Origin of the sequence: Bosea sp. F3-2 (genome assembly GCF_008253865.1) — a bacterium.
Taxonomy (GTDB): Bacteria; Pseudomonadota; Alphaproteobacteria; order Rhizobiales; family Beijerinckiaceae; genus Allobosea.
The window spans coordinates 5,160,644-5,181,083 of sequence record NZ_CP042331.1 but is presented as its reverse complement, the minus strand read 5'-3'; the positions used below and the strand labels follow the sequence as shown (position 1 = coordinate 5,181,083).

The following is a 20,440-nucleotide window of genomic DNA, read 5'->3' as shown; positions in this document are numbered from 1 at the left end:
GCGAGGCGTCATCGGGTACCGCTCATGCAAAGGCGCGGCTACAATGCCGTGCCAAGCAAGCTAGTTTCATTTTAATCGATTCAGAAGCCGCGAATCAACACTCCTTCCAGCCCCACGGACAGCGCCACGATGACAGCCTCCACCAAGCCCGAAATCATCATGACCGGCCCGCTGATGGCCTATGCCGCCGATCAGCTGAAGGCGCGCTTCACCGTCCATGAGCTCTGGAACGCGCCCGATCGCGCCGCCCTGCTGCGCGAGGTTGCCGGCCGCGTGCGCGGCGTCGCCGCCGGCGGCGGCCACAACCGGGTTGACGGCGCGCTGTTCGATGCGCTTCCCAAGCTCGAGATCGCCTCAAGCTTCGGCGTCGGCTACGACCATGTCGATGCGGCCGAAGCCGGCCGGCGCGGCCTTGTCGTCACCAATACGCCCGATGTCCTCACCGACGAAGTCGCCGATCTCGCGATCGGCCTCCTGCTCGCCACCGTGCGCCAGCTCCCGCAGGTCGATCGCTACCTGCGCGAGGGCAAGTGGCTGAAGGGCAACTATCCGCTCACCACCTCGCTGCGCAAGCGCTCGGTCGGCATCGTCGGCCTCGGCCGCATCGGCAAGGCCGTGGCGCACCGGCTCGAAGCCTTCGGCGTGCCGGTCGCCTATCACGGCCGCTCGCGCCAGGAGGATGTGTCCTATCGCTACTATCCCTCGCTCGTGGATATGGCGGCCGATGTCGACACCCTGATCTCGGTCGCGCCGGGTGGGGCCTCGACGCATCACATCATCAATGCCGAGGTGCTGAAGGCGCTCGGGCCGAACGGCATCGTCGTCAATGTCGGCCGCGGCACCGTCATCGACGAGCAGGCCCTGATCAAGGCGCTGCAGGACAAGACCATCCTCTCCGCCGGTCTCGACGTCTTCGAGGACGAGCCGCGCGTGCCGGCCGAGCTGATCGCGATCGAGCACGCAGTGCTGCTGCCTCATGTCGGTTCGGCCTCGGTCCATACCCGCGAGGCGATGGGCCAGCTGCTGGTCGACAATCTGGTTTCATGGTTCGATGGCAAGGGCCCGCTGACGCCCGTGCCGGAGACCCCATGGAAAAAGGCCTGATTCGCCGGCTGCTGCCGCTTCTTCTCCTCGGCGCCGGCGTCCTGCCGGCTGCAGCACAGACGGCGCCGCTCCCGCGCGGCGCCGACAAGGCCCCGGCCGCGATTCGCCGCTGGCTCGGAGCCTGGGACCTCGAATTGGCCGGCGCCACGCGCAGCTGCACCGTTACCCTCGGCGCAGAGGCATCCGGCAGCGCCCGCCAGCTGCGCTTCCCCGCCACCTGCCGACGCGCCCTGCCGATCCTCGACGATGCGACCGGATGGACGCTGGCCGCCAATGGCCAGCCGCAATTGCTCGACGCCGGCGGCAAGGAAGTGGTCGGTTTTCAGAAGGGCACGCCCGAAACCGGACTGGACGGCAAGGGCAGCGACGGCAAGGCCTATCGTCTGGTCTCGAAGGATCATCCGCGCGTCGCGCCGGCGCAATCCCTGAGTCCGGCGACCGCCGCGGCCACTGCCGCACAACGACAGACGCCTGTCGACCCGGCCACAGCGCCTGCGGCGACGACATTGCCTGGACGCTATGTGCTAATGCGCCAGCAGAACCGCGAGGCCTGCCGTCTCGTCCTGTCGCCGCCACCAGCGGCTGGACAGGCGACAGCCGCCTTCGAAGGCTCCTGCCAGGACACCGGGCTCACCATCTTCGACCCAGCCGGCTGGCGCTATGACGGCGGACGGCTCACGCTGGTGGCGCGCAAGGGCCACAGCGTCGAGCTGATCTTCCAGAACGGGCTGTGGCGCAAGGATCCAGCGGTCGGTGCACCGCTCCTGATGCGCAAGCTGGCGCAGTAGGCGCGCGCGCCCTTCTCCCCCCGGGGGAGAAGGTGCCCCCCGAAGGGGGCGGATGAGGGAAGGGTCGCGCAAGCGGCCCTTTTGTCGTTTCAGCGCTATACGTCCCTCATCCGTCAGCGCTTCGCGCTGCCACCTTCTCCCCCGAGGGGAGAAGGAAGCGCTGCACGCCCCGTAGCGCCCTCACTCCGCCGCGTCGACCTTCAGCACGCCGCGCCGAATCTGATCTTCCTCGATCGACTCGAACAGGGCGCGGAAATTGCCCTCGCCGAAGCCGTCATCGCCCTTGCGCTGGATGAACTCGAAGAAGATCGGGCCGAGCACGGTGCCCGAGAAGATCTGCAGCAAGACCTTGCTCATCCGGCCTTGCTTCTCGCCCAGCGCCACTGCGCCCTCGCCGTCGATCAGGATGCCGTCGGCCTTCAGCCGCTCAAGCGGTTCGCCGTGGTTCGGCACGCGCGCATTGACCTTCTCGTAATAGGTGTCAGGCGGCGACGGCATGAAGGGCAGGCCGTTGCGGCGCAGTTGCTCGACACTGGCATAGATGTCGCGCGCACCCATCGCGACATGCTGGATACCCTCGCCCTTGTACTGGCGCAGGTACTCCTCGATCTGGCTCTTGTCGTCGAGGGATTCGTTGATCGGGATACGGATCTTGCCGCAGGGCGAGGTCAGCGCCCGCGAGATCAGGCCGGTCAGCTTGCCCTCGATGTTGAAGAAGCGGATCTCACGGAAATTGAACAGCTTGCCGTACCAGCCGGCCCAATGATCCATGCGCCCACGGTGGACGTTGTGGGTAAGGTGATCGAGATAATAGAGACCGGCCTGCTCGGGATGCGGATCGCGCTCCCCGATCCATTCGAAATCGACATCCCAGATCGAGCCCTTCTCGCCATAGCGATCGACGAAATAGAGCAGCGAGCCGCCGATGCCGCGCACCGCCGGGATCGCGAGTTCACCCGGCCCGATCGCGCTCTCATAAGGCTCGGCACCGAGCGAGACGGCCCGCTCGAAGGCCTGCTTGGCATCGACCACGCGGAAGGCCATCGCGCAGGCACAGGGACCATGCTCGGCGGCGAAGGCCTGAGCGAAGGAATCCGGCTCGGCATTGACGACGAAATTGACGTCGCCCTGACGGTAGAGCGTCACCTGCTTCGAGCGATGGCGGGCGATCGGACGGAAGCCCATCGTCTCGAACAGGGCGCCGAGCTTCTCAGGCTCCGGATGGGCGTACTCAACGAACTCGAAGCCGTCCGTGCCCATCGGATTCGCATCGGAAATTTCCGGCGGAGCCGCATCGTGCGGAAAGGGACCCATGGCATTCCTCCTGTTCTGTTGTGGGCACATGGTCACGCAGAAGGGAGGCAAGAGGCGTGCAAATCTGTACGCAGCAGCGCAAGAGATGCATTATCCATGCGCCCACCAGCAGAATGGCGCACGACATGACCACGCTCGACACCCTCGATTGGCGGCTTCTCGATGCCCTGCAGCGCGACGCTTCCCTGACCAATGCAACGCTCGCGGAGCAGATCGGCCTGTCCGCCAGCCAGGTTTCGCGCCGCCGCCAGCGCCTCGAACAGGACGGCGTCATACGCGGCTACCGCGCTGCGCTGGAACCGGCGGCTGTCGGGCTCGGCGTCATCGTCTTCATCCATGTCGCGCTCGACACGCATTCGCGCGACAACGCCCGGCGCTTCCGCGACCTCGTCAAGCTCACCCCGGCGATTCTCGAAGCCCATGCCCTCACGGGAGAGGCCGATTACCTGCTGAAAGTGGCGGTCGGCGACCTCAAGGCGCTCGCCCGGCTCGTCAATGAAATCCTGATGCCGCATGAAAGCGTGGCGCGCGTCCGCTCCGAGATTGCGCTTGAGACGCTGAAGGAGCCGGGGCTCTTGCCGCTGCCGATGACATAGCGCGAAGCCTGTGCAAACTGCGCCTTCGTCATGCCGCTTTCATGCGGCTGATCGATCTCGACCGCACGGCATCCCGCTGCGGCCACTACAAGGAGGACTTCGATGTTCAATGCCAAATCGCTGCTTGATGCCCTGATCAGCGCGGGCAGCCAGGCGGGCGCACAGGCAGGACAGCAGGCGGGGCAGCAGGGCGGCCTTAGCGGCATGCTCGGTGGTCTGGCGGAGCAGGTGCAGCGCTCGGGCGGGCTGGGTGGTCTCGCCGGACAGATCCTGACCCAGGCGAGCCAGGGCGTCGGCGACGCCGCGCGCCAGACCGGCGTGCAGCAGGGCGCGAGCGACGCCCTTGGCCGGATGACCGGCGGCAGGACGCCCGATCAGCTGATCGAGCAGGCCAAGGGCCTGTTCAACAGCAATCCCGCGCTGGCGACGGCGGTGCTCGGCGGCCTCGGCGCGCTGGTATTCGGCACCTCGACCGGCCGCGCAGTCGCAGGCTCCGCCGCCAAGCTCGGCGGCCTCGCCCTGATCGGCGGCCTCGCCTACAAGGCCTATCAGAACTACCAGGCCGGCAAGCCGCTGATCGACAGCCGCCAGCAGGAGTTGCTGCCCGCCCCGGCCGGAACCGGCTTCGAGCCGCAGGCGGCGAGCGAAGCGACCGCCCTCGTCTTCGTCCGCGCCATGATCGCGGCAGCGGCAGCCGATGGTCATATCGACACCGAAGAGCGCGACGCGATTCTCGGCGGCCTCAAGGAGGCCAATCTCGATCAGGAGGCTCATGCCTGGCTGGCGCAGGAACTCGCCAAACCCGCCTCGATCGACGAGCTGGTCGAGGCCTCGGAGAGCCCGGAGCTCGCGGCGCAGATCTATACGGCCGCGCGCATCGCCATTAATCCGGACACTGCACCCGAGAAGGACTTCCTGGCCGGCCTCGCCGGCTCGCTCGGGCTCGATGCCGAGCTCGTCGCCAATATCGACGCTGCCGCCAGCGCCGCCAAGGTCTGAGCCAGACAAGGCGGCCGCAGGCAACGCCAGAGCCGGCTTTCGCCCGTCGCGGAAGCCGGCTGTTACATAGGGCGTTGAAATCGCCGCCGGTTTCGACGCCATGTGTGCCTCAATTTGGGCGTGTCCCGCCGGTACCCGCCGCGCCGGCTGAGGGCATCACAGCCTCGTGAGCTGCAGGTCGCGGCGGCTCCACTTCGACGTCCCCAGCTGCTAGGTGCGGGGGGCCATGCCTGACTCCAAGACCGGCGGACCGGCACCAGACCCGAACGCCGCCCCCTCGCCGACGCGCCGCCAAGCCCTCGCCCTGACGCTGCTCTCGCCGATTGCCGCCGTGCCCGCCCTTGCGCAGCCACCGCTCTTCGCCGGCCCCGCCTCGCAATTCGTGCAGCTCGATCCGCCCGATGAAGCCAGCTCCCTCGCGCTCACCGATCTCGCTGGCAGGAGCAAGCCTCTCTCCGCCTATCGCGGCAAGGCCATCCTCCTGAACTTCTGGGCGAGCTGGTGCCCACCCTGCCGGCGCGAACTGCCGATCCTGCAGCGTCTGCAGGCAAGAGCGGCGCATGAGCCCTTCGTCGTCCTCCCAGTATCCTTGGACAAATCGGCGACGACCGTGACCACCTATCTCAAGCGCCTCGGGCTTGCAGACCTCTCGACCTTCATCGACGCGACCGGGACAGTGGCCTCCGGTCCGAAATCGACCCAGCCGACTCCGTTCGCCCTCTACGGCCTGCCGATGACCTATGTGCTCGATCATGAAGCGCGCAGCGTCGGCTATCTCGTCGGCGAAGCGGATTGGGATAGCCCTGAGGGACTGAAATTGCTGCGCTACTACGCAAGAGCGGCAGGCTGATTTGCCGATGGGACCGGGGCTTGTGCATTCCCGCGGATCGGATCCGATAAAATAATCGCCGCCTGCATTGAACCTCCCTGCCCCGTCCCGCGACCAATCGGCATGGAGGGCGAGTTGTTCGCTCTCGCACCAGTCGGGAGAGACGAGCATGACGACCATCCGCAAGACGCTGACCGCCACCCTCGCGGCTGCGACGCTGGCCACAATCTTCATCGCCTCCGGCGCCGAGGCGCGGCCGCGCTGGGGCTATGGCTACGGTGGCTGGGGCGTCGGAGCTGGTGTGGTCGGCGCGCTCGCCGCGGGTGCCATCATCGCTTCGGCCACCCGCCCCGCCTATGGCTACGGCTACTATGCCGCTCCCGTCCGTTCCTGCGATCTGGTCGAGCGCTTCGACCGCTGGGGCAACGTCATCGGCTATCGCCGGGTCTGCGGCTACTACTGAGCCTTCGGTACCCCTGAGTTTTCGAGACCAGACTGAAGCCCCTCTCCGAGGGGCTTTTTTTGCTTCCGGCTTGACTGGTATCAGGCGCCGTCCGCCATGGCGGAACGGCAGCCATGCTCACGGGCCGACGCTCAGCGCCACATGGGCTGCCGCCTCGTCGCAGATCCACCTCCGGAAAGCCGCGATCGCCGGCCGCCGCGCCGAGGCCTCGGGGCAGACCAGATAGTACTGGTGCGGCCCCTTGACCTGATGCGGGAACGGCCGGACCAGACGGCCGGCATCGAGATAATCCCCGATCAGGACATTGGTGGCGAGCGCCACCCCCTGCCCCGATGCGGCAGCCTGCAGGGCCATGAAGGTATGCGAAAAGCGTGGGCCCCTGGTCGCGTCGATCTGCGGCAGGCCCACCGCCGCGAGCCAGCGCGGCCAGGTGATAAAATCGGGGATTCCCTCCGGAATCTCGTGCAGCAAGGTGTGATGGCGCAGATCCGCCGGCTCGCGCAGCGGCCGCTCCGGGTCGCCGAGCAACGCGGCGCTGCAAACGGGAAAGAAATTCTCCTCCATCAGGAGGTCCGTTTGGAGCCCTGGATAGCCGCCGCGGCCCAAGCGGATCGCGACGTCGACATTCTCGCGGGCGAAATCGGTCAGGCCCACCGAGATCTCGACCCGCACCTCCAGATTGGGCTCGCGCTCCTTCAGCGAGCCGAGCCTTGGGATCAGCCAGTTCAGGGCGAAGCTCGGCAAGGTGCTGACCGTCAGGGCATTCAGCGCTTCCGGCCTCAACGCCCGGGCGGTGGCTTCGTTGAGCTGGTCGAGCACCTGCGAAATCGTCGCGGCATAGCGTTCGCCGACCTCGGTCAGGGCAACGCCCTTGCTCGGCAGCCGGATGAAGAGCGGGCGCCGCAGCCAGGCTTCGAGCGATCTCACATGCTGGCCGACGGCGCTGGCAGTGACGGCAAGTTCATCGCCGGCCTTTTCGAAGTTGCGATGCCGGGCAGCAGCCTCGAAGGCGCGCAAGGAAGCCAGGGGCGGGAGATGGCGGCGGCTCATATCAGGCCAAGTTCAGCTTGGGCAAGGCGAAGAACTTCGCATTTGCTTCCCCCTTGGGCAAGGCGCAAATTTGCAGGTAGTTAGATCACCGAAGAGGCACGTCATGCACGTCAGCCCAGCCATAGCCGGACTTTCCTTCTCCGCCGCCCGCCGGTCGAGCGGCCGCGCCCTGGGGCTGCTGTTGCAGCTCGAGGCCTGGCTCGATGCCAGGAGCAGCGCCCGTGCGCTCTACGCGATGGACGACCGAGCCCTGTCGGATCTCGGCCTGTCACGCAGCGACGTCGAGCGCGTCAATGCGGATACCAGCCGAACAGTTGGAGCAGCCTGAGAAGGCTGGGACCGGCCGGAGCAAAGCGGTCTAAACCAGGATCGAATAAAAGGGGGGCTGGAGGTCGACAACGACCGCCAACCTCCTTTCTGTCTTCGCAGGCTCGCTATCTCAGCCCTTGGCGGGATACGCGCTGACTCGTTCCGTCGCGTTGAGGGCAAGCTGCCACGGTCGACATCGCTGACGCGATCTGACGCGGGGTGGCTTAACGTGCTCGCGCACTCGCAACGGAGATCGGCCATGCCCCTGCCCAACCGCGTCAGGCCTGACGGCACGCTCTTCGCCGATCCGGCGCGCGGGCTGTTCTTCGGCAATCGCGGCGGCCGCTTCCACGATCCCGACCGGCGCGAGGTGCCGACCCGCATCCAGGCGACGCAGCACTGGCTCTGCTGCGTGCTCTCATTCAAGGGGCGACGCCGGAAAGTCTGGGGCCGCGGCTACACCGAACTCTTCTTTTGCGACGAGGTGACGGCGCTCGCAGCCGGCCACCGCCCCTGTATGGAATGCCGCCGCCGCGACGCGCTCGCCTATCGCGACGCGCTGGTGAGGGGCCTGAGCCTCCCGGAGACGCCGCTCTTTCCCGAGATCGACCGTATCCTCGATGCCGATCGCCGGATCGGCCGAGCCAAGCGCACCCGTCATCTACCGGCCGACGAGCTGCCGGACGGCACGATGCTGCTCTCCGGCGAGAGCGGAGCATTTCTCGCACTGCGCGGGAGCGCAGCCCTGCTGTGGTCGCCAGCAGGCTATGCCGCGCTTCGGCCACGGCCCAAAGGGCTGGTGATCGTCCTCACCCCACCAGCCACACTCGCCGCGTTGAGGCACGGCTACCAACCTCTCTGGCACCCGAGTGCGGAAGCCCTGGCCCCATCCCTAGGCGCGAGTCAGTAGGAACTTTCAGCCATTCGAGGGCGTTGCCGCACCATCATCCTTTCAATGAGGGGCTGCCGATGCGTTCGATCATCCTATGGCTTTTGGGTGTTCCGATCCCGATCATCATCCTGTTGTGGTTCTTCATGAAATAGGCAGATGCTTCCTTGAGGAACGAGGCCGGGCTCAGGTCCGGCCTCGTTGCTTTGCGGGCAGGCTGCCGCCGCACACTGACAGGCGATCATGCTTCCCCGTCATGCCCCCTGCCGTCGCAACCCCGAGCAACCTGACCTATATGCAGTCCATGCATTCGCCATCGACACCGCCGATCATCTCGGTCTCAGGTCTGTCCAAGACCTATGCCACCGGCTTCACCGCGCTGAAGACCGTCGATCTCGCCATCCGGCGCGGCGAGATATTCGCCCTGCTCGGCCCCAACGGCGCCGGCAAGACGACGCTGATCAGCATCATCTGCGGGCTGGTGCGCCCGAGCACCGGCACCGTCCTGGCCTACGGCCATGACATTCAGCGCGACTATCGCGCGGCTCGCGCCGCCATCGGCCTCGTCCCGCAGGAGCTGACGACCGACGCCTTCGAGACGGTCTGGGCGACGGTCAGCTTCAGCCGCGGCCTCTTCGGCAAGCCGAAGGACCCGGCTCTGATCGAGCGGATCCTCAAGGACCTCTCGCTCTGGGACAAGAAGGACACGCAGATCCGCCGCCTCTCCGGCGGCATGAAGCGGCGCGTGATGATCGCCAAGGCACTCGCCCACGAGCCGCGCATCCTCTTCCTCGACGAGCCGACGGCGGGCGTCGATGTCGAGCTCAGGCAGGACATGTGGCAGATGGTTCGCCGACTCAGAGATGATGGCGTTACCATCATCCTGACCACCCATTACATCGAGGAGGCCGAGGAGATGGCCGATCGCGTCGGCGTCATCTCCAAGGGCGAGATCATCCTGATCGAGGAGAAGGCCGAGCTGATGCGAAAGCTCGGCAAGAAGCAGCTTGCCCTGCAGCTCCAGCAGCCGATCGGTGCCGTTCCGGAAGCGCTCGCGGATTTCGATCTCAAGCTCTCGGCCGACGGCGACGAGCTCGTCTACACCTACGACACACAGGCCGAGCGCACCGGCATCACCACGCTGCTCCAGGGCCTGTCGGAAGCGGGCATCCGCTTCCGCGACCTCAGCACCAGCCAGAGCTCGCTGGAAGAGATCTTCGTCAATCTGGTGAGGGAGCAGGCATGAGCGCCGCGAGCTTTAACCCGCGCGCCATCGCCGCGATCTACCGTTTCGAGATGGCCCGCACCTGGCGCACGCCGCTGCAGAGCATCGTCTCACCCGTACTGTCGACCTCGCTCTATTTCATCGTCTTTGGCGGCGCGATCGGCTCGCGCATGCAATCGATCGACGGCGTGCCCTATGGCGCCTTCATCGTGCCCGGCCTGATCATGCTCTCGCTCCTGACTCAGAGCATCGCCAACGCCTCCTTCGCGATCTACTTCCCCAAGTTCACCGGCACGATCTACGAGCTGCTCTCGGCGCCGGTCGCCTGGTGGGAGGCGGTGATCGCCTATGTCGGGGCGGCCGCGTCGAAATCGATCCTGCTCGGGCTGATCATCCTGGCGACGGCGACCTTCTTCGTGCCGCTGAGGATCGAGCATCCCGTCATGATGCTGCTCTTCCTGGTGCTGACGGCGACGACCTTCAGCCTGTTCGGCTTCATCATCGGCATCTGGGCCGACGGTTTCGAGAAGCTGCAGGTCATCCCGCTGCTGATCGTGACGCCGCTCGCCTTCCTCGGCGGCTCCTTCTACTCGATCAGCATGCTGCCGCCCTTCTGGCAAACGGTGACGCTGTTCAACCCGGTCGTCTACCTGATCAGCGGCTTCCGCTGGAGCTTCTTTGGGCTCGCCGATGTCAGCCTCGGCGTGAGCCTCGGCATGACGCTGCTCTTCCTCGCCGCCTGCATCGCCGTCGTCGGCTGGATCTTCAAGACGGGTTATCGGCTGAAGAACTGAACCACCCTGTCATTCCGGGGCGGCCCACAGGGCCGAACCCGGAACCCGCGACCGGGGGAGACCTCATGGTTTTCCGTTGGACATATCGATCCAATAACGCCAAACGCTCACCGGTCGTGGGTTCCGGGTTCTTCGCTGACGCGAAGCTCCGGAATGACAAGCAGGACAGCGGCAACGATTGACTTCCGCCCCCCTTCCGTCTTCATGCGCGCCATGACCGATCTTTCGACACTAGAGGCCCCGGCCGTGGCCAGCGCCGCGCCGCATGCGCGCCGGCGCACCTTCGCCATCATCTCGCACCCGGACGCGGGCAAGACGACGCTGACCGAGAAGCTGCTCTATTTCGGCGGCGCCATTCAGCTCGCCGGCGAGGTGCGTGCCAAGCAGGGCCGCCGCCAGACCTCGTCGGACTGGATGAAGATCGAGCGCCAGCGCGGCATCTCGGTCGTCACCTCGGTGATGACCTTCGAATATGGCGGCCACGTCTTCAACCTGCTCGACACGCCCGGCCACGAGGACTTCTCGGAAGACACCTATCGCACCCTGACTGCGGTCGACAGTGCGGTGATGGTGATCGACGCGGCGAAGGGCATCGAGGACCGCACCAAGAAGCTGTTCGAGGTCTGCCGCCTGCGCGACATCCCGATCGTCACCTTCATCAACAAGGTCGACCGCGAGACGCGCGATCCCTTCGACCTGATCAACGAGATCGAGACCACGCTGGCGCTCGACGTCGCGCCGATGACCTGGCCGGTGGGCCGGGGCCGCGAATTCGCCGGCACCTACGACCTCAAGGCCAATACCTTCCGCCGCAATCAGAAGGGCGACGAGAGCGCCGAGGACAGACAAGTCTCCGGCTGGGACGATCCGCTGTTCGACGAGCTTCTGCCGCACGGCGCCGCCGAAACCTGGCGCGAGGAGGTCTTCCTTGCCAGCGAGGGCCTGAAGCCCTTCGACCTGCAGGCTTTCCGCGAAGGCCATCTGACGCCGCTCTATTTCGGCGCGGCGCTGCGCGACTACGGCGTGCGCGACCTGATCGATGCGCTCGGCGCGTTCGCTCCGAGCCCGCGCGCCCAGCTCGCCGACAAGCGCCCGATCGAGGCGGCCGAGCCGAAGATGACCGGCTTCGTCTTCAAGATTCAGGCGAACATGGACCCGAACCACCGCGACCGCATCGCCTTCATGCGCGTCTGCTCGGGCAAGCTCACACGCGGCATGAAGGCCAAGCTGGTGCGCACCGGCAAGCCGATGCCGCTCAACGCACCGCAGTTCTTCTTCGCCCGCGACCGCTCGATCGCCGAGGAAGCCTTTGCCGGCGACATCGTCGGCCTGCCGAACCATGGCACGCTGCGCATCGGCGATACGCTGACCGAGGGCGAGGATATCGTCTTCAAGGGCGTGCCGAGCTTCGCGCCGGAAATCCTGCGCCGCGTCAAGCTCAAGGACGCGATGAAGGCCAAGAAGCTGCGCGAGGCGCTGCAGCAGATGGCGGAGGAAGGCGTCGTCCAGCTCTTCCTGCCGCATGACGGCGCTCCCGCCATCGTCGGCGTCGTCGGCGCGCTCCAGCTCGACGTGCTGAAGGAGCGCATGGACGCCGAGTATTCGCTTCCCGTCGATTTCGAGCCCTGCCAGTTCTCGATCGCGCGCTGGGTCTCGTCGGACGACAAGGCGGCGCTGGCGAAATTCGTCGGACTGAAGCCTTCCTCGATGGCCGATGACCTCGACGGCGACCCGGTGTTCATGGCCTCGTCCCAGTTCACGCTGAAATACGACGCCGAGCGCGCGCCCGATGTCCGCTTCTCCGACGTGAAGGACTATCAGAAGGTCACGAAAGGCTGAGCAGACTGCTGTGGCCTGAAAGCGACAGGCCGCAGCGCACGCCTTTCGGGTTGATCCGCATCAATTCGCATCGCGCGAAACGGGCGCTGATGGAGACATGAGCCTTGAGGCGCAACCCGCGCCGCAGGCTCGCGACTCCGGAAGCTGCTGCCATGATATCTCGTTCGATCCGTCTCTCCTTCGCCGCCGCACTGCTCGGCGCCACGGCCCTGACAAGCGCCCATGCGGCCGACCTGCCTTCGGCCAAGGCCGCGCCGCTGGCACCGGTGCTGACCAGCTGGAGCCCGTGGATGATCCGCGGCCGCGCGCTCTTCGTCATCCCGCAGGAGGAGGCGAGCCTGAGGCTGGGCGGCGCGCCGATCGTCGGCGGCAAGGTCGACATCTCCAACTCGGTCGTGCCCGAGCTCGACATCACCTACTTCTTTACCAAGAACATCGCCGCCGAGCTCGTCCTCGGCGTCACCCCGCACAATGTGAAGGGCGCGGGCAGCCTCGCTGGCGCGCGCATCGGCTCGGCCTGGCTGCTGCCGCCGACCCTGATGCTGCAGTACCATTTCACCGATCTCGGCGCCTTCAAGCCCTATCTCGGCGTCGGCGTGAACTACACCGTCTTCTTCGACGAGAAGGCCAAGGGCGGCTTCACCGATTTCGACCTGAAGGATTCCTTCGGCTTCGCCCTGCAAGCCGGCTTCGACTACATGATCGACCAGCACTGGGGCATCAACTTCGATGTCAAGAAGATCTTCCTGGAGCCGAAGGTGAAGGTGAATAACGGGCTCATTGCCGGCAAGGTCAAGATCGACCCCTGGCTGATCGGCACCGGCATCACCTACCGCTTCTGAGATCCAATACGGCTTCGGCGGTTCGACTGGGGAAAAGGGAGCGGTTGGCCGCTCCCTTTTTTGTTTCCACCGCCGACGTTCACACCTCGGCGAAACCCAGCGGGATCGCCGAGGTGGATTTCAGCTCCTCCATCGCGAACATCGAGGTCACGTCACTGAGATCGATGCGCGAGATCAGCTTCTTGTAGAGCGCGTCATAGGCGGCGATATCGGCGACATAGGCCTTGAGCAGATAGTCGATCTCGCCGCTCATCCGGTAGAAGTCGACGATCTCCGGCAGATCGTGCACGGCCTGATGAAAGCGCTCCAGCCACTCCATCGAATGGCGGGCCGTCTTGATCGCGATGAAGACGGTGACGCCGGCCTTGAGCTTCTCCCGGTCGAGCAGCGCGACGCGGCGCTTGATGTATCCGCTTTCCTCCAGCTTCTGCACCCGCCGCCAGCAGGGTGATGACGACAGCCCCACCGCCTCCGCAAGCTCCGCGAGCGGGAGGCTCGCATCCTCCTGCAGCCGCGCCAGAATGCGCAGGTCGAAAGCATCGAGCTTGGCCATGACACCTCGGTTGACTTCGGAATCAGCTTCTTTCCGAAAGAATGAAACGGAGAATATTTTCCAAATATCATCCCATATCAGGCAATTGTTTTCAATTAGGGAAGAAAATTCTCCATCTCCGCAAACTGATGCCTGCACGCGTCCCGTATGATTTTCCCAGCAATCGAGAGGGGAATGGCATGCAGGGATTTCTGAGCGAGGAGCGGCGCGGGGCCGTGCTGCAGAGCCTGCGGACCGATGCCGGCACCCTATCCCGCGACTATCTCACCGCCGCACGCGAAGTCTTGCAGGAACTCGTCGACATGCCGGATCTGATCCAGCGCCTGCCGTTGGAGCGCAAGGCGGGCGGCTACAGCCGCAACCTGCTCGCCGGCAATGAGGACGTCAGCGTCTGGGCGATCGTCTGGGGCGAAGGCTCGGCCACCTCGATCCATGATCACCACTGCTCGTGCTGCTTCGGCGTCGTCTCCGGCACCGTGACCGAGACCTGGTATCGCGCCATCGACGCGACCCGCGCCGTTGCGACCGAGGAGCAAGAGCGCAAGCCGGGCTATGTCGCCTGCATGCTCCCCTCCGGCCCGAACATCCACCGCATGCGCAATTTCGGACCGGGCGAGGCGATCTCGATCCATATCTACGGCTTCGACCACGAGGTTCACGCTTCCTCGATCGAGACCGAATACACTGCTGTCAGCGGCTGACATTCGCAGCGGCTGGAGCTCCGAGGGACAGGGCAAGCCCTGTCCCTCCTGTTTTCTTGATCGGGCTCAGCCCGCCCGGTTGCCCGAGACCACTGCCAGCGCGGCGATGAAGCGGTCGAGGTCAGCTTCCATGATGTAGGGCGCCGGCGAGATGCGGATTGTGTCGCCCTTGGCGACGCCGCCGCGGCGCACCGTCATCACCTTGTGCTTGTCGCGCAGCTCCGCGACGATCGCGTTGGTCTCCGCTGCCGTGCGCTTGCCTGTCAGCACGAAGGAGGTGATGCCGGCGACCATGCTGGGATCGTCCGGCGTCTGGATCTCGACACCCTTCAGCTCGCGCGCCTTGGCCACCCAGTAGTTGCGCAAGTGGCGATAACGCGCCTCCTTGGCCTGCGGCCCGATCTCCTGATGCAGCGCCAGCGCCGTGGGCACCGTGAGCTGCGCGGCGAAGTTCACCGTGCCAGTGTGCAGCCGCGAGCGCACGTCGTTGGCCTTGAAGTCCTCGTCGGCCATATAGGTGTCGATATCGGCCAGGCGCTCCTTGTTGATGTAGAGCATGCCGACGCCGAGCGGCGCGCCGATCCATTTGTGCAGATTGAAGCCGATGAAATCGACGCCGAGATCCTTGGCCTGGAAGTCGACCTGGCCCCAGCTATGAGCGGCGTCGAGGATGGCGTCGGCGCCGCGCGCCTTCGCCATGGCGGCGATCTCCTTGACCGGCATCATCAGGCCGGTGCGGTGGCTGACATGGGTCAGCAGCAGCAGCCGGGTCTTCGGATTGGCCTTGAGCGCAGCGTCGTAGGCATCGAGCACGGCCTGGCGGGTCGCCGGCTCCGGGATGGCAAACTTGACGACATCGACGCCGCGGCGGCCCTTCAGCCAGTTCATCGCATACTGCATCGAGTCATAGTCGAGATCGGCATAGAGCACCGTGTCGCCGGGCTTCAGCTTGTTGTAGCCGGAGATCAGCGCCTGCAGCGCCTCGGTCGCACCGCGCGACAGCGCGATCTCCTCGCGCGCCACGCCGAGGAAGGCAGCGAGCGGCGCGCGGACATCGTCGAGGTCCTTGCCGATCTTGGTGCGGGCATAGACCGTGTTCTCGAAATTCACGAAGTCGGTCAGGCGCTTGTATTCCGCCTTCACCGGCTCGGCCATGATGCCCCAATAGCCGTTCTCGAGGTTCACCATATCGGGTGTCACGGCGTAGAGATTGCGCACGGCCGTCCAATAGGCGGTGTCCGAGCCGATATTCGCCGTCGGCAAAGCCGGCAAGGTGCGGGCCGAGGCCGTCAGGGCCTGCGTCGTCAGCGCGGCGGCGCCGAGGCCGAGCAGCAGCGCACGGCGATTGGTCTCGAGAGCTTGCATGGTCGTCACCTCCTGCGTGGTCGGTGCCGCGTAGCGAGGCGGTGTTTCAGCCCTGTGACGAAACGCGGGGATAAAGGAGAACTTCTGTCCCCGGGTCCGATGGCGGTCGCATGCTGGCCGGCTCAACCCTCGGAGAGCCCTGCGCATGTCGATGTTTGGCTGGACGGGAGCGCGCTCTACGATTGTGGAGCCAGCGCCCTTGGCTGTCACCGAGCCAAAGCTTCGTCGGCTCGCGCCCGATGGAAGCGCCGCTATCCTCGCCGGCATTGCAAGGAGCTTTGATCGGCTGGCACCTGGCTACGGCGTGGCGACGCGGCTGCGCATCTGCCATTTCCTTGCGCAGGCTGCCCATGAGACCGACGCCTTCCGCACGCTCGAGGAATATGGCGGGCCCGCCTACTTCATCCGCCACGAAGGCCGGCGCGATCTTGGCAACACACAGGCCGGCGATGGTGTTCGTTATCATGGCCGCGGCATCTTCCAGCTCACCGGCCGGGCGAACTATCGCCGCTTCGGACAACTTCTCGGCATCGATCTTGAAGCCGAGCCCGAGCACGCGAAAGACCCCGCCATCGCACTCGCCGTCGCCTTTGCTTATTGGCACGAGCGCGGCATCGGCGCGGCCGCCGATGCCGATGATGTCGAGCGGGTGACGAAGCTTATCAATGGCGGACGCAACGGCCTGGCCGAGCGGGCGCGCTATCTGACGCTCGCCAAGACGATCTGGACCTGACCCGCTCTCAGCCGTGCCCGGCCTTCAGCGCCTGGTCGAGATCAGCATAGAGATCCTCGACATCCTCGATGCCGGTCGAGAGGCGCAGCAGGTCGGTCGGACAGGGCGAACCGGCCCCCTCGATCGAGGCGCGGTGCTCGATCAGGCTCTCGACGCCACCGAGCGAGGTCGCACGCTTGTAGAGCCCGACATGGGCCGCAGCCTTGACCGCAGCCGCCTCGCCCCCTGTGACCTGGATCGACAGCATGTAGCCGAAGCCGTTCTCCATCTGCCGCGCGGCAATGTCGTGGCCGGGGTGCTGCGGCAGGCCGGGATAGAGCACGCGCGCCACCAGCGGATGAGCCGAGAGGCGCTGCGCCAGGTCCATTGCCGAGGCCGACTGACGCTCCTGCCGCAGATGCAGCGTGCGCATGCCGCGCATCAGGAGATAGGCCTCGAACGGCCCGAGAATGCCGCCTTGCCCCTTCCGCACGGTCTTGATGCGGTTCCAGAATTCGTCATCGGCATTGGCACAGAGCGCGCCGGCGACGACATCGGAATGCCCGTTCAGAACCTTGGTGGCCGCGTGCATGACGATGTCGGCGCCGAGCGTCAGCGGCCGCGTATGCACCGGCGAGGCGCAGGTCGAATCGACCGCGAGACGCGCGCCAGCCTTGTGCGCGATCTCGGCCGCCGCGGCGATGTCGGTGATGGTCCAGAGCGGGTTCGACGGCGTCTCGATCCAGACGAGCTTGGTCGCACCCGGCTTCACCGCCGCCTTCAGCGCCGCAAGATCGTCGCTCTCGACGAAATCGACCTGCAGGCCCCAGCGCGTCGCCTCGTTGAGCAGCCAGGCTCGCAGAGCCCAGTACATCACCTTGGAGGCGACGACATGGTCGCCGGGCGAGAGCGCCTGGAACACGGCAGTCGCCGCAGCCATCCCTGAGCCGAAGAGCAGCGCGCCGGCCTTCGCCTCTTCCAGCATGGCGAGCACGGTCTGCGCCTCATGCACCGTCTCATTGTCCGGTCGGCCATAGATGAAGCCGGAGGCATAGCCGTTGTCCTCGTCGCGGATATAGGTCGTCGAGACATGGATCGGCGGCACCACGCCCCTGGTCTGCGGATCGACCTTGCCCATCGCCTGCGCGGCGAGGCTCCGCGGGCTCCAGCTTTTCGTGCTCATCGTCTCTCCACGCTTCCTGCTGTGTGCAGCGATCTCACCTGCATCGAAGGTCGAGCAAACTCTAGCGGGCAGCCGCAATTTTAGTTGGCGTTTTTCATCGTTGAGCGACTATTTTCGCCACTGAGGGATATACTCTGATGAAAACCGCCGATCTCGATCGTTTCGATCATGCGCTGCTGGCCGAAGTCCAGCGCGACAACCAGACGCCGGCCCGCATCCTGGCTGAGCGCGTTGGGCTGTCTCAGAGCGCCGTGCTCCGCCGCCTTCGGCGGCTGCGGGCGGAAAAGATCATCACCGCCGATGTTTCGATCGTAAACCCGGCGGTGCTCGGGGTGCCCGTCACGATCCATGTGCTGGTTTCGCTCGTCCGCGGCTCGCAGCTCGCCGACGAGTTCGCACGCAAGCTGGGCTCGCGGCCCGAAATCCGGCAGGCTTCCTATGTGACCGGGGGCGCCGATTTCGTCCTTCACCTTCAGGTGGAGAGCATGGAGGCCTATGCGGCCTTCGCTCGCGAGGTCTTCCATGATGATCCGAATGTCTCGTCGTTCTACACTTATGTCGCCATGCGCGAAGTGGTCGGACCGAACCGGAAGGACCCGTCGGCGCGCCGCACGGCGCCACCCCGTTCGGCACGAAGCTCCTAGAGCCTGCTGACGTTCGGTGGAAACGCACCGTCATTCCGGGCTTGCCCCGGAATCCATCGTAGACCACCGCGCCTTATGATGGATTCCGGATCGGCGTCGCTGTCGCGGCTTGTCCGGAATGACGGGATCGGTTCCGTGAAAATCCAGCGTGCTCTAGCCGATCGAGCGCTCGATCACCTTCATCACGGTCGCGCGCAACTCGGCGATGGTGAAGGGTTTCGCCATCACCTCGGCGACGATCGTCTCCAGGCTCTTCGCCCGTTCGCGTTGTTCGGCGTAGCCCGTCATCAGCATGATGGTCAGCTCGGGGAAGCGCTGCTTGGCGGCGAGTGCCAGCGCGATCCCGTCCATCAGCGGCATGCGGATATCCGTCAGCAGCAGGTCGAAGCGCCCTTCCTCCGCGAGGAGGATGTCGAGCGCCTCGGCGCCATCGGCGGCAGTGAGGCAGCTATGGCCGTCCAGGCTGAGGCCGCGCGCCACCAGCACGCGCAGCGGCTCCTCGTCGTCGACGACCAGAATACGTGACATCGCAGTTCCCTAGAGCATTTTCCAGCGAAGTGGACACCGGTTCGCGTGAAGAAAATGCGACATAACAAAGATTCTAGATGCCGGGCAGGCCGGCCTGATCTTCCGTCTCCACCACGCCGACGAAGGGCAGTTGGCGATAGGAATGCGCCACATCCATGCCGTAGCCGACCACGAAATAGTCCGGGCATTCGAAGCCGACATAATCCGCCTGGATATTGACCGCGCGCTTGTGTGGCTTTTCCAACAGAACCGCGGTGGACACCTTGGCGGCACCACGTGCGGCCAGCAGATCCTTGGCAAAAGCCAGTGTGCGGCCGGATTCCAGGATGTCATCGACCAGAAGCACGTCGCGCCCGCGCACCTCGCTCTGCACGTCGCGCAGAATCTCGACCTGCCCCGACGAGACGGTTCCCGTCCGGTAGCTCGAGAGGTGGATGAACTCGACCTGCGGCGCGAGGCCGATGCGGTGCATCGCGCGGATCAGGTCGGCCGCAAACATGAAACTGCCTTTCAGAACGGCGACGACGAGCAGATCCTTGGGATTGCTGGCGGCGATGGCCTCCGCCATCTCCTGATTGCGCCGCGCGATCGCAGCCTCGTCGTACAGAACCCTGATCCGCCGCTCGGGCATGATGTCTCCGTCTTCATTTCCGACCGCAACCGGCCCGCGCAAGCTCGATGCGCCGGGGCCCGTGCAGCGATTGTTCATGAACGCCGTCCAGCCGAATGGGCCTGATCGACAGGCACCCGTCCTAGCAGCGTCAGTGCGTGCTGGCGATACTGGCGGTTGTCGCGGCCGAAGTGAAGCGCACCCGCACGGATCGCCCGCTTTCCGGGGGAGAAGCCAGCCGGGCCCGGAAACGGATCAATTCGGCAGGCTCCAGACTCGCCCGCGGTGGCTCCGTGGTCCAGGTGTAAAGCGTCGCGCCGGTCGCATCCTTCACCGCGACCTCGATCAGCGGCACTTTCGCCTTGCTCTTGGTGATGTTGGTGACATCGCCCTCGACAACCAGGAAACGGTTCGCACCATCCTCGACGAGCCCGCTCTCGATCGCACCCAGGCTCAGGCCCCGCACATTCACCGGCAGCGCGACCGTCTCGAAGACGCTTGCGAGCTGCGGCGCAGCGCGCACGACTGCGTTGCGTTGCCAGGCGACGAGACCGAGCAGGGCAAGGCCCGCGACAGCGGCCGCCGCGGGCAACGCCGCCGCACGCCCCCGCCAACCCCTCCCCCTGGAAGCGGTTGCCTTCGCTGCGGCACGCTTGCTGCGCCTGGCGGCAGGCCTGATGTCGGCGACCACGTCGGATTCTGCTTCGGCGACTGCCTTTTCACTGGTTTCGGCGGCAAGTGCCGTGATCTCGGCATCGATGGCGGCAGCGCGCGCCATCTCCTCTGCCAGCAGGGCTTTCGTCTCCTCCTCGCTCGGCGCATCGGGAAAGACGGCAGCCGGCTCGACATGCCACGCCGTCTTGCAGCTGGCGCAGCGGACCTTTCGACCTTCCGGCCCCAGTTTGGCCGCGTCGAGTTCATACTGGCTGGCACAGGATGGGCAGACAATCAGCATGGGCTTGGGGCAATCTCTTCGCAACGATGGCCGGGTGTCTCCGGTACGCTTCGGTCCGGGATTCGTCCCTCAGGACCTGGCGCGACGACAGGCTCTGAAACACGGATGGCGGCGAACGGAAATGCCCGCTGCTATTGGCACGATTTAT

At 65.6% G+C, this 20,440-nt stretch carries 23 protein-coding genes; 15 read left to right on the top strand and 8 right to left on the bottom strand.

Annotated features, from left to right (window positions below):
* The first annotated feature begins 129 nt into the window (after positions 1–129).
* Both FQV39_RS23915 and FQV39_RS23910 read left to right on the top strand, forming a co-directional pair.
* A complete protein-coding gene (locus FQV39_RS23915) occupies positions 130–1,104 on the top strand; it encodes a 2-hydroxyacid dehydrogenase (protein WP_248313121.1) in 975 nt (324 codons plus the stop codon).
* Complete coding sequence (locus FQV39_RS23910; RefSeq protein ID WP_187640039.1) at positions 1,089–1,892, top strand: AprI/Inh family metalloprotease inhibitor; 804 nt, start codon at positions 1,089–1,091, stop codon at positions 1,890–1,892. Before FQV39_RS23915 ends, FQV39_RS23910 begins: the two co-directional genes overlap by 16 nt.
* A 180-nt stretch (positions 1,893–2,072) precedes the next feature.
* Here FQV39_RS23910 and hppD read toward each other — a convergent pair whose 3' ends face one another.
* On the bottom strand, positions 2,073–3,206 hold the full coding sequence (gene hppD, locus FQV39_RS23905) for a 4-hydroxyphenylpyruvate dioxygenase (RefSeq protein WP_149132572.1): 1,134 nt from the start codon (positions 3,204–3,206) through the stop codon (positions 2,073–2,075).
* A 125-nt stretch (positions 3,207–3,331) separates the two neighbouring features.
* Here hppD and FQV39_RS23900 point away from each other — a divergent pair, with 125 nt between their 5' ends.
* The 4 genes from FQV39_RS23900 to FQV39_RS23885 all read left to right on the top strand — a co-directional run bounded on the left by FQV39_RS23900 (position 3,332) and on the right by FQV39_RS23885 (position 6,093).
* Positions 3,332–3,802: an Lrp/AsnC family transcriptional regulator gene (locus tag FQV39_RS23900; RefSeq protein ID WP_149132571.1), complete on the top strand. Its 471-nt coding sequence runs from the start codon at positions 3,332–3,334 to the stop codon at positions 3,800–3,802.
* Between the two features lie 102 nt (positions 3,803–3,904).
* Complete coding sequence (locus FQV39_RS23895; RefSeq protein ID WP_149132570.1) at positions 3,905–4,801, top strand: tellurite resistance TerB family protein; 897 nt, start codon at positions 3,905–3,907, stop codon at positions 4,799–4,801.
* Between the two features lie 226 nt (positions 4,802–5,027).
* Complete coding sequence (locus FQV39_RS23890; RefSeq protein WP_149132569.1) at positions 5,028–5,651, top strand: TlpA family protein disulfide reductase; 624 nt, start codon at positions 5,028–5,030, stop codon at positions 5,649–5,651.
* Between the two features lie 148 nt (positions 5,652–5,799).
* On the top strand, positions 5,800–6,093 hold the full coding sequence (locus FQV39_RS23885; RefSeq protein WP_248313120.1) for a hypothetical protein: 294 nt from the start codon (positions 5,800–5,802) through the stop codon (positions 6,091–6,093).
* 117 nt (positions 6,094–6,210) lie between these two features.
* On the opposite strand, the gene gcvA is transcribed toward FQV39_RS23885, so the two are convergent.
* A complete protein-coding gene (gene gcvA, locus FQV39_RS23880; protein WP_149132568.1) occupies positions 6,211–7,143 on the bottom strand; it encodes a transcriptional regulator GcvA in 933 nt (310 codons plus the stop codon).
* 103 nt (positions 7,144–7,246) lie between these two features.
* On the opposite strand from gcvA, the gene FQV39_RS23875 reads away from it, so the two are divergent.
* The 6 genes from FQV39_RS23875 (at position 7,247) to FQV39_RS23850 (ending at position 13,041) form a co-directional block, all read left to right on the top strand.
* Positions 7,247–7,471: a DUF1127 domain-containing protein gene (locus FQV39_RS23875; protein ID WP_149132567.1), complete on the top strand. Its 225-nt coding sequence runs from the start codon at positions 7,247–7,249 to the stop codon at positions 7,469–7,471.
* 240 nt (positions 7,472–7,711) lie between these two features.
* The gene (locus FQV39_RS23870) at positions 7,712–8,362 is read left to right on the top strand and encodes a hypothetical protein (RefSeq protein ID WP_149132566.1); all 651 of its coding nucleotides are present in this window, start codon (positions 7,712–7,714) and stop codon (positions 8,360–8,362) included.
* A 283-nt stretch (positions 8,363–8,645) separates the two neighbouring features.
* Complete coding sequence (locus FQV39_RS23865; protein WP_149134004.1) at positions 8,646–9,587, top strand: ABC transporter ATP-binding protein; 942 nt, start codon at positions 8,646–8,648, stop codon at positions 9,585–9,587.
* Entirely contained in the window at positions 9,584–10,360 is a 777-nt protein-coding gene (locus FQV39_RS23860; protein WP_149132565.1) for an ABC transporter permease, read from the top strand. The genes FQV39_RS23865 and FQV39_RS23860 overlap by 4 nt, the downstream gene beginning before the upstream one ends.
* 213 nt (positions 10,361–10,573) lie before the next feature.
* Entirely contained in the window at positions 10,574–12,199 is a 1,626-nt protein-coding gene (locus FQV39_RS23855) for a peptide chain release factor 3 (protein WP_149134003.1), read from the top strand.
* Positions 12,200–12,351: 152 nt separating this feature from the next.
* On the top strand, positions 12,352–13,041 hold the full coding sequence (locus FQV39_RS23850) for an OmpW/AlkL family protein (protein ID WP_149132564.1): 690 nt from the start codon (positions 12,352–12,354) through the stop codon (positions 13,039–13,041).
* A gap of 79 nt (positions 13,042–13,120) precedes the next feature.
* On the opposite strand, the gene FQV39_RS23845 is transcribed toward FQV39_RS23850, so the two are convergent.
* Entirely contained in the window at positions 13,121–13,594 is a 474-nt protein-coding gene (locus tag FQV39_RS23845; RefSeq protein ID WP_149132563.1) for an Lrp/AsnC family transcriptional regulator, read from the bottom strand.
* A 179-nt stretch (positions 13,595–13,773) separates the two neighbouring features.
* On the opposite strand from FQV39_RS23845, the gene FQV39_RS23840 reads away from it, so the two are divergent.
* A complete protein-coding gene (locus FQV39_RS23840) occupies positions 13,774–14,295 on the top strand; it encodes a cysteine dioxygenase (protein ID WP_187640038.1) in 522 nt (173 codons plus the stop codon).
* Between the two features lie 66 nt (positions 14,296–14,361).
* Here FQV39_RS23840 and FQV39_RS23835 read toward each other — a convergent pair whose 3' ends face one another.
* On the bottom strand, positions 14,362–15,660 hold the full coding sequence (locus FQV39_RS23835) for an aminotransferase class V-fold PLP-dependent enzyme (protein WP_149132561.1): 1,299 nt from the start codon (positions 15,658–15,660) through the stop codon (positions 14,362–14,364).
* A 199-nt stretch (positions 15,661–15,859) separates the two neighbouring features.
* Here FQV39_RS23835 and FQV39_RS23830 point away from each other — a divergent pair, with 199 nt between their 5' ends.
* Positions 15,860–16,393 (top strand): glycoside hydrolase family 19 protein, encoded by a 534-nt coding sequence (locus tag FQV39_RS23830; protein WP_187640037.1) that lies wholly within the window; start codon positions 15,860–15,862, stop codon positions 16,391–16,393.
* A gap of 7 nt (positions 16,394–16,400) precedes the next feature.
* On the opposite strand, the gene FQV39_RS23825 is transcribed toward FQV39_RS23830, so the two are convergent.
* Positions 16,401–17,555, bottom strand: a complete 1,155-nt coding sequence (locus FQV39_RS23825; RefSeq protein ID WP_149132559.1) for a trans-sulfuration enzyme family protein — start codon at positions 17,553–17,555, stop codon at positions 16,401–16,403.
* 137 nt (positions 17,556–17,692) lie between these two features.
* On the opposite strand from FQV39_RS23825, the gene FQV39_RS23820 reads away from it, so the two are divergent.
* Positions 17,693–18,199: an Lrp/AsnC family transcriptional regulator gene (locus FQV39_RS23820; protein ID WP_248313119.1), complete on the top strand. Its 507-nt coding sequence runs from the start codon at positions 17,693–17,695 to the stop codon at positions 18,197–18,199.
* A 153-nt stretch (positions 18,200–18,352) separates the two neighbouring features.
* On the opposite strand, the gene FQV39_RS23815 is transcribed toward FQV39_RS23820, so the two are convergent.
* The 3 genes from FQV39_RS23815 to FQV39_RS23805 all read right to left on the bottom strand — a co-directional run bounded on the left by FQV39_RS23815 (position 18,353) and on the right by FQV39_RS23805 (position 20,292).
* Positions 18,353–18,727: a response regulator gene (locus FQV39_RS23815; protein WP_149132557.1), complete on the bottom strand. Its 375-nt coding sequence runs from the start codon at positions 18,725–18,727 to the stop codon at positions 18,353–18,355.
* Positions 18,728–18,800: 73 nt separating this feature from the next.
* Positions 18,801–19,358, bottom strand: coding sequence for a hypoxanthine phosphoribosyltransferase (gene hpt / locus FQV39_RS23810; RefSeq protein WP_149132556.1), 558 nt, complete (start codon positions 19,356–19,358; stop codon positions 18,801–18,803).
* A gap of 130 nt (positions 19,359–19,488) precedes the next feature.
* A complete protein-coding gene (locus tag FQV39_RS23805; protein WP_149134002.1) occupies positions 19,489–20,292 on the bottom strand; it encodes a zinc-ribbon domain-containing protein in 804 nt (267 codons plus the stop codon).
* Positions 20,293–20,440: the final 148 nt, after the last annotated feature.

Coding starts and splice junctions, on each gene's coding strand:
- FQV39_RS23915 (WP_248313121.1), top strand. CDS start 130: ATGACAGCCTCCACCAAGCCCGAAATCATCATGACCGGCCCGCTGATG.
- FQV39_RS23910 (WP_187640039.1), top strand. CDS start 1,089: ATGGAAAAAGGCCTGATTCGCCGGCTGCTGCCGCTTCTTCTCCTCGGC.
- hppD (WP_149132572.1), bottom strand. CDS start 3,206: ATGGGTCCCTTTCCGCACGATGCGGCTCCGCCGGAAATTTCCGATGCG.
- FQV39_RS23900 (WP_149132571.1), top strand. CDS start 3,332: ATGACCACGCTCGACACCCTCGATTGGCGGCTTCTCGATGCCCTGCAG.
- FQV39_RS23895 (WP_149132570.1), top strand. CDS start 3,905: ATGTTCAATGCCAAATCGCTGCTTGATGCCCTGATCAGCGCGGGCAGC.
- FQV39_RS23890 (WP_149132569.1), top strand. CDS start 5,028: ATGCCTGACTCCAAGACCGGCGGACCGGCACCAGACCCGAACGCCGCC.
- FQV39_RS23885 (WP_248313120.1), top strand. CDS start 5,800: ATGACGACCATCCGCAAGACGCTGACCGCCACCCTCGCGGCTGCGACG.
- gcvA (WP_149132568.1), bottom strand. CDS start 7,143: ATGAGCCGCCGCCATCTCCCGCCCCTGGCTTCCTTGCGCGCCTTCGAG.
- FQV39_RS23875 (WP_149132567.1), top strand. CDS start 7,247: ATGCACGTCAGCCCAGCCATAGCCGGACTTTCCTTCTCCGCCGCCCGC.
- FQV39_RS23870 (WP_149132566.1), top strand. CDS start 7,712: ATGCCCCTGCCCAACCGCGTCAGGCCTGACGGCACGCTCTTCGCCGAT.
- FQV39_RS23865 (WP_149134004.1), top strand. CDS start 8,646: ATGCATTCGCCATCGACACCGCCGATCATCTCGGTCTCAGGTCTGTCC.
- FQV39_RS23860 (WP_149132565.1), top strand. CDS start 9,584: ATGAGCGCCGCGAGCTTTAACCCGCGCGCCATCGCCGCGATCTACCGT.
- FQV39_RS23855 (WP_149134003.1), top strand. CDS start 10,574: ATGACCGATCTTTCGACACTAGAGGCCCCGGCCGTGGCCAGCGCCGCG.
- FQV39_RS23850 (WP_149132564.1), top strand. CDS start 12,352: ATGATATCTCGTTCGATCCGTCTCTCCTTCGCCGCCGCACTGCTCGGC.
- FQV39_RS23845 (WP_149132563.1), bottom strand. CDS start 13,594: ATGGCCAAGCTCGATGCTTTCGACCTGCGCATTCTGGCGCGGCTGCAG.
- FQV39_RS23840 (WP_187640038.1), top strand. CDS start 13,774: ATGCAGGGATTTCTGAGCGAGGAGCGGCGCGGGGCCGTGCTGCAGAGC.
- FQV39_RS23835 (WP_149132561.1), bottom strand. CDS start 15,660: ATGCAAGCTCTCGAGACCAATCGCCGTGCGCTGCTGCTCGGCCTCGGC.
- FQV39_RS23825 (WP_149132559.1), bottom strand. CDS start 17,555: ATGAGCACGAAAAGCTGGAGCCCGCGGAGCCTCGCCGCGCAGGCGATG.
- FQV39_RS23820 (WP_248313119.1), top strand. CDS start 17,693: ATGAAAACCGCCGATCTCGATCGTTTCGATCATGCGCTGCTGGCCGAA.
- FQV39_RS23815 (WP_149132557.1), bottom strand. CDS start 18,727: ATGTCACGTATTCTGGTCGTCGACGACGAGGAGCCGCTGCGCGTGCTG.
- hpt (WP_149132556.1), bottom strand. CDS start 19,358: ATGCCCGAGCGGCGGATCAGGGTTCTGTACGACGAGGCTGCGATCGCG.
- FQV39_RS23805 (WP_149134002.1), bottom strand. CDS start 20,292: ATGCTGATTGTCTGCCCATCCTGTGCCAGCCAGTATGAACTCGACGCG.